This is a genomic window from Okeania sp. (genome assembly GCF_983059655.1).
This window is the reverse complement of the sequence record NZ_CEZPJD010000632.1, coordinates 1-4800: the sequence shown is the minus strand read 5'-3', so window position 1 is coordinate 4800 and position 4800 is coordinate 1. Positions and strand designations below refer to the sequence as shown.

At 33.2% G+C, this 4800-nt stretch carries 4 protein-coding genes; 2 read left to right on the top strand and 2 right to left on the bottom strand.

Translation table 11 applies throughout. The features are described from left to right. Positions 1–236 precede the first annotated feature (236 nt). The gene (locus AC3DU7_RS25625; RefSeq protein ID WP_488042107.1) at positions 237–1067 is read right to left on the bottom strand and encodes a class I SAM-dependent methyltransferase; all 831 of its coding nucleotides are present in this window, start codon (positions 1065–1067) and stop codon (positions 237–239) included. Positions 1068–1170: 103 nt separating this feature from the next. Between AC3DU7_RS25625 and AC3DU7_RS25620 the strand changes: the two genes are divergently transcribed. Beyond that, positions 1171–1662, top strand: coding sequence for a YbjN domain-containing protein (locus tag AC3DU7_RS25620; RefSeq protein WP_488042106.1), 492 nt, complete (start codon positions 1171–1173; stop codon positions 1660–1662). Between the two features lie 325 nt (positions 1663–1987). Here the strand turns inward: AC3DU7_RS25620 and AC3DU7_RS25615 are convergent, their stop codons facing one another. Beyond that, on the bottom strand, positions 1988–2923 hold the full coding sequence (locus AC3DU7_RS25615; RefSeq protein WP_488042105.1) for a hypothetical protein: 936 nt from the start codon (positions 2921–2923) through the stop codon (positions 1988–1990). An 812-nt stretch (positions 2924–3735) separates the two neighbouring features. Here AC3DU7_RS25615 and AC3DU7_RS25610 point away from each other — a divergent pair. After that, complete coding sequence (locus AC3DU7_RS25610; RefSeq protein ID WP_488042104.1) at positions 3736–4701, top strand: FkbM family methyltransferase; 966 nt, start codon at positions 3736–3738, stop codon at positions 4699–4701. Positions 4702–4800 lie beyond the last annotated feature (99 nt).

Below are 4800 nucleotides of genomic sequence, written 5' to 3'. Positions count from 1 at the left end.
AAAGTGTGTGATGGGAAAAATATCTACTTCCCCTTTCTGTTGCGAATGTCGCAATAGTCATTTCATTTTGTGAAGCACTAGAGGAGTGTGGTGGGGAAATATCTAATTCCCTTTATTAACAAAGAATGAGTTGGTTAAGACTTATGCTAATAATAAACCTGAGACGGGGAAATATTTTTCCCACTATTCCCTGTTCCCTGTTCCCTCCGATAAGACCTCAATTGAAAATGGGAAAATTATTCTATACTTGCTGACAAAATTAAATAACGCAGTAGTCCCAGCCGTGTCACCCATTCAAAAAAATTATTTGTTTTCTGATTAGCTGGAGAATCTGAAAAAACAGGAAACTCCTTGAGGATTTTATAAGTAGGTAAAGTATTAAAAGTAATATCCTCTATTTGAAAACTATTAAACCCTATTTTTCTTGCTAAATCTTGATAGTTAGCAATAGTGAAAAAATTAACATTGCCATAAGTTTCAGCACCCAAATCTTTAAGAAACAATCTAACCACAGGCTTCAAAAAATTGATTGTGCCAGTAGGAACAAAATCAGATAAAGCAATTTTACCACCAGGTTTTAAAACTCTTTTTACCTCTTGGAAAAAAGCAGAACGACTAGGAAAATGAAAAATGCACTCCACCGCCAAAACCACATCAAAAGAATTATCTGGAAAAGGCATTTTAGTAGCATCTCCTTGAACAAATTCAATAGAATTATTACCACAAGCTTGAACTTGTTTTCTAGCTACATTTAATTGCCGTTCATCTATATTTAATCCTGTGATTTTTACCTCTGAATAATTATTATTAATACTGGCAGCTGTACCGCCAAAACCACAACCCACATCTAAGATAGAAATACCATCCTTAATATCAGCAGCTTGATAAACCTTTTGTGACAGTTTCTCAGCCGCAGACGCAAAATCTTCAGCAGTATTTTTTGCCCAATTAGGATTTTCCCAATAACCCCAGTGAACGTGGTTTCCAAAGATAGTTTTAGTTGCTTTATCTTCTAAATTGGCCAATATTTTGTCAAAATAAGGAAAATTAATTTCTGCTTTGGACATAGCTATAGATTACTAACTGTGGATAGAATTATATATCTGTTTGTAATTAGGATAGGTTCAGGACTTAAACTGGTGATAGAAAAATTATCTATAGGTATAAATTATGACTACTAACAACCCTGATACTGCTTCTGTGGATAATCCTTCTACTGAAGAAGATAATATTGAACTAACTGAAAGTGATACCAGTCTCAGCTATATAGAAGAGATTGAAACAATTATTGCCAATATGGCAGAAGATCAAAAAGTTATGGTGGCCAACAATGAAGCAGGCCATTTATGGAAATTTCAATATGGCAGTGTGGAGGTATATGTCAGACTGACTGGAGAAACAGATGATGATACTTTTGATGTCTGGTCTTATGTACTGAAGTTACCAGCAAACAATGAACCCCAGTTAATGCGTAGATTATTGGAAATGAATTGGTTATCGACTATGGAATCTCATTTTGCTATTGTGGATAATCAAATTGTAATTCTGGCCACTCGTACTGTAGCAGAATTATCTCCAGGAGAAATTTCTCGGGCAATTACTATTGTTGCGACTCTTGCTGATGATAATGATGACGTTTTGGCTGCAGAATTTGGGCAGTAAATGAAGGGAAAAATTATGGGGATGTTTTAAGGTATAGCAGTGGAAGGAAAGGTTAGGACAGATAAAAAGCTTAAAATTCAGGCTTGCATATTATGGAATGATATTGCCAAAAATTAGTTTATACTTTGACTAATAAAAACCTAATATTAATCATTCTAGCAATTGATTAATCCATAATCCAATTCAATCAAAAATCTCAAATTATTTGTCACTGTGCAACGCTGAAATTTAAGTTTTTTTCAGACTTTTAAGCCTTTGTCCCTCCTCCTTCTTCTTTCTTCTTTCTTCCTTCTTGAAAAACACAGAAAGGGAGATAATTCAAACCTTATTTATTACTTATTGTTGATTGAATTATAGGTTTAAGTTGTTCTACTAATTCTTTTGAACGTATAACTCTTCCTTCTGGTTTAAGATGGTAGTGAGTATCAGCAAATAAATTAACATCAGTCCACAAATTTAACTTTTCGTCAGTAATTAGAGGAGCAATTTTGCCTAACTCTTCAGCAGTTTTCTCCACATTCTTCACAGTTTTTTCATTTGTATTGGCATAAATGATAGGTAGTGATATGACTAAATTTGCTTGTTTAGCTTCTAATTCTTCCCTAAATTGCTTAATTCGTGTAATTGAATGAGGAGTAACGGGTTTGTTAACTGTCATTTTCCACCATTTACTTTTGCGTTCCCATGTTTTAGTCGGATCTCCCCAGTCTGTAATTGGATCGGCATAGTAATCTGGAACTTCTACTTGCTCAACTATATCTATAGCAGATTTTGTCAATCTCCTAAGACTAGGAACACCTAAACCAAAAGTATCTTGAGCAAACTGCTTAGGTGGTATTTCTCCTAACCCTGGTTTTCCAACAGCTACTCCAAAATAAGTAGAGCGATCGCCTAATCCATCTTCATCTAATAACATTAAGTATTCAGGAATTATCAGCACAATATCTCCTGGACGAACTTGCTCCAAAATAGTAGGAAAAATTACATTTAGACCCAAGTTTCCATCCAAGCCAAAATTAAATACAGGAAAACCAAGTTCTTCTTCCATTAGTTGAGAATTGACAGTATAGTGCGCTCCCGAACCACCAACAATTATTAGTCTTTTTGACCCTTCTACCTCCGCTGCTAATGCCACCTTATTGTAGTACATTCCTCGTAAACGACCAATTAAGCCACCATAATAAACATTGTAAAAGAAACCAAGAGACCAAGCGAAACCAGCAATAACTAACCAAGGGATAATTTTTATTGGATTCTTCATAAAAATAAAAAATTAATTTATCAAGTATATTCTGAGGAAAACAATTTTCCTAGTTAATTATATAGTATAGCCTTTCTAAATGGGATGTGGGAACTAAGTGCTATGAAAAAGGTATGGAGGGAATAGTAAAGGGGGAAAAACACCATTAAATAGTAATAAATACAAGGATATGATGGACTCAAAGCAGTGTTTTTTTATTAGAAAAAACTAAATCTATATTTACACTTCATTTGAAAACATTATATAGCCAAATATATTATTTCTGTGCCATCCCTAATATTTCATCAAGTTAAATATTTTCACAAATTAGAAAGTCTTTGAGAAAATTATCATTAGTTTTAGATAAATGAATAAAATTATTATGCTATAATGGTAAAAATTATACTCTTTTTTTCTTAATCTAGGTGTTATCTCGATAGTTGATTCCGGAGAGAAAGTAGTAACAATGTAAGCATTCAGCTATTAGCAGTCAGCTCTTCCTACGGAATGCTACGCAAACAGCTTTTTAATGAATTAAGCAAGAATTTTCTTGACTTCTACTACATCTTTAAACAAAGAATTGAAGCACAAGAACAACAAGCTTAAATTGTCCATTAAGGATCATTTCAGTTATCAGTTATCAGTAACTCTAGCTGTTTGCCCAGCATTCCGTAGGAAACCCAGAGGTTTGAAATACGGATACTTACTTTTTTCATCCCCTTAAAAGGGGAGACTTTAGACCTTATTTTTTAGTAATAAAGCTGATAGCTGATAGCTGAGTGCTGAATGCTTACTAAATTATTCAGTTTGTTTACTTAAGAGGAATACGAATAATGTTAAAAGAACCATTGTTAAAAACTAAGAATTTTTTGAGAAATGTGAGGAATTACCAGAAGATACCTAATTGGTATTGGGTAGATAAAATTCCTGAGTTAAGTATGAGTTTTAATGATGTAGAAGTTGAGCGTGGTTCAGATAAATTATTTCTCAAACCACTAGATATATATGTTGAAAAGGAAAAATATGATTTTCTACTCTCAAAAAAAGCATTGAATCAAGCAAAATTTCTCAAGAAAAAGTTAAATGCTAAGTTTACTATAGATAAAAATGATGAGTTGATTGTAGAAATAGAAGGCATAAAAGTAAATGTTCAAACAGCAGAAGAGCTTTCTATTCTTTGGGAAATTTTTTGGTTAGGAATTTATACTTTTATTTATGACCGCCCCATAGTCATGTTAGATATTGGCATGAATGTAGGATTAGCTAGTCTATATTTTGCCAGCCAGGAAAATGTGAAGTCAGTCTGGGGTTACGAACCATTCGACGTTACCTATAAACAAGCACTACACAACTTTGATTTAAACCCAGATATTTCCCAGAAAATTAAAGCATTTAGTTATGGAGTTGCTGATGCAGAAAAAAAAGTAACGGTCGAATTTGATTATGACTTAAGAGGAAGTATAGGAGTTTCGGAAGACCGAACAAACAATAAGCAAAACAAGTCTCTCCCAACAGAAGAGCTGACTTTAAAACCTATTAGCGAAGAGTTAAATTCAATAATTTCTCAGCACCCAGATATGGATATTGTTGCCAAGATTGACTGTGAAGGATCTGAGTATGAAATCTTTGATTCTTTAGTAGAAAAAGGGCAATTAAATCAGATTAAAATAATTATGATGGAATGGCATAATAAAGGACCAGAGAAATTAGCTGAATATTTGCGTCAAGAAGGCTTTGCCATTTTTTCTCGTCTACCTCGTAGTAGTAATATTGGAGCAATATACGCTGTTAGAACATAATTTAGTCTGGTAAAACAACTATTTATTATCTGTGGGTAGGATAGGTTCATTAATTGATAATTGATAATGGATAATTGATAATTACAAGAAGGTTAAAAC

What these genes read in the sequence shown, in the direction of transcription:
- AC3DU7_RS25625 (WP_488042107.1), bottom strand. Translation starts at nt 1,067, where the DNA reads ATGTCCAAAGCAGAAATTAATTTTCCTTATTTTGACAAAATATTGGCC.
- AC3DU7_RS25620 (WP_488042106.1), top strand. Translation starts at nt 1,171, where the DNA reads ATGACTACTAACAACCCTGATACTGCTTCTGTGGATAATCCTTCTACT.
- AC3DU7_RS25615 (WP_488042105.1), bottom strand. Translation starts at nt 2,923, where the DNA reads ATGAAGAATCCAATAAAAATTATCCCTTGGTTAGTTATTGCTGGTTTC.
- AC3DU7_RS25610 (WP_488042104.1), top strand. Translation starts at nt 3,736, where the DNA reads ATGTTAAAAGAACCATTGTTAAAAACTAAGAATTTTTTGAGAAATGTG.